The following is a 1,637-nucleotide window of genomic DNA, read 5'->3' as shown; positions in this document are numbered from 1 at the left end:
CCCCTAAGCCGAGGCATCAGGAGACGCTTTCGATGTCGCTTACGCCCGCCGTTCCGCTCGCCTCGCCGCTGCTCAACCCGCGTGCCCTCCAGATCGTGCTGTTCTGCGCGCTGTGGAGCTTCGCCTTCGTGGCCGGCAAAGTCGGCGTCTCCGATTGCCCGCCGCTGATCCTGCTGGCACTGGTGTTTACCCTGTCGACGCTCGGCCTGATGCTGATCCCCGGGATCGATGCCGATGGACACCCGTGGCGGATGACGCTGTTCGAGGCGTTCTACTTCGTCACCTATACGGCGACGACGATCGGCTTCGGCGAGCTGCCCCATCCGTTCACCGACCAGCAGCGCGGCTTCGTCACCATCATCATCTATCTGTCGGTGATCGGCTGGGCGTGGCTGCTCGGTTCGCTGCTCAGCTTGGTTCAGGAGAAGGCGTTTCAACAGGCGCTGGTCGACCGCCGGTTTCGCCGCGCGGTCGAGAAGCTCGATCAGCCGTTCTATCTGGTGTGCGGGCTCGGCGACACCGGCATGACCGTGGTGCACGCGCTGCGACAGCCCGGCCGCCGGCTCGGTGCAGCAGCTCGAGATCGAGGGGCTGAACGGCAAAGCTCCGGCGCTGGTCGCCGACGCCCGCTCGCCCGAAATCCTGACCGCCGCCGGCCTGATGAAGCCCGAATGCAACGGCGGGCTGACGCTGTGCAACGACGACGAGGTCAACCTCGCGGTCGCGATCGCGGCGTCGATCCTGCGGCCAGGCCTGCCGGTGATCGGCCGCGCCGATACACAAGCGACCGCGGCGTCGATGTGTTCGCTCGGCACGCACCGGGTGATCAATCCGTTCCGCGAATTCGCCGAACACCTGACGCTGGCGATGCGGGCGCCGGACGTCTATCGGCTGATCGCCTGGCTGACCAGCGCACCCGGCGCCTATCTGTTTCCGAGCGCACCGGCGCGGATGCCGGCGGCGCCGGGCCATTGGATCGTCTGCGGCTACGGCCGGTTCGGCCGCGAAGTCGTCGCCGCCGTGCAGCGCGGCGGCTTCACCGCGGCGGTGATCGACCCGGTCGGCTCACGGGTCGATGGTCATCACGCCGTCCACGGCCGCGGCGCCGATGTTGCGGCGCTGCACGAGGCCGGCATCGGCCATGCGTCAGGTATCGTCGCGGGCACCGACGATGACGCCGAGAATCTGGCGATCGCGCTGGCGGCACGGCGGCTGAAGCCCGAGATCTTCGTGATCGCAAGGCAGAACCAGCGCTCCAGCCGGATGCTGTTCGCCAAGCTCGGCGCCGACATCACCATGGTGCCGAGCGAGATCATCGCCAATCAGTGTCTGGCCGCGCTGCGCACGCCGCTCTTGGCGGACTTCCTCGAAGCCGCACGCCACCAGGATGCGTTCTGGGCGTTCACGCTGTCGGAGCGGCTGCGCGCCGCGCTCGGCAACGACACGCCGCAGTTCTGGAGCACGGTGCTCGACACCGACCACGCACCGAACCTCGTCGGCAGCGACGGTGCGCTGAAGCAGCCGCTGACCGTGGCCGGACTTTGCGTCGATCCGGAGCACCACGACGCCGCGCACCCGCTGCGGCGGCGTGCGATCGTGCTGCGGCTGATCCGAGGCGACAGCCCGATCGAGACCCC

General features: G+C 68.5%; 1 protein-coding gene and 1 pseudogene. Both read left to right on the top strand.

Features of this window, described 5'->3' with window-relative positions:
- Positions 1 to 32: 32 nt before the first annotated feature.
- Positions 33 to 362, top strand: a pseudogene (locus DYI24_RS28690) (ion channel); the annotation flags it as partial.
- A 205-nt stretch (positions 363 to 567) separates the two neighbouring features.
- A partial coding sequence (locus tag DYI24_RS26220) for an NAD-binding protein (protein WP_349627820.1) occupies positions 568 to 1,637 on the top strand: 1,070 nt, incomplete at its 3' end.

This window comes from Rhodopseudomonas sp. BR0C11 (assembly GCF_010820945.1).
Lineage (GTDB): Bacteria > Pseudomonadota > Alphaproteobacteria > Rhizobiales > Xanthobacteraceae > Rhodopseudomonas > Rhodopseudomonas palustris_H.
Note: the sequence above shows the minus strand (reverse complement) of the source record. Positions and strands in the feature narration are given on the sequence as shown.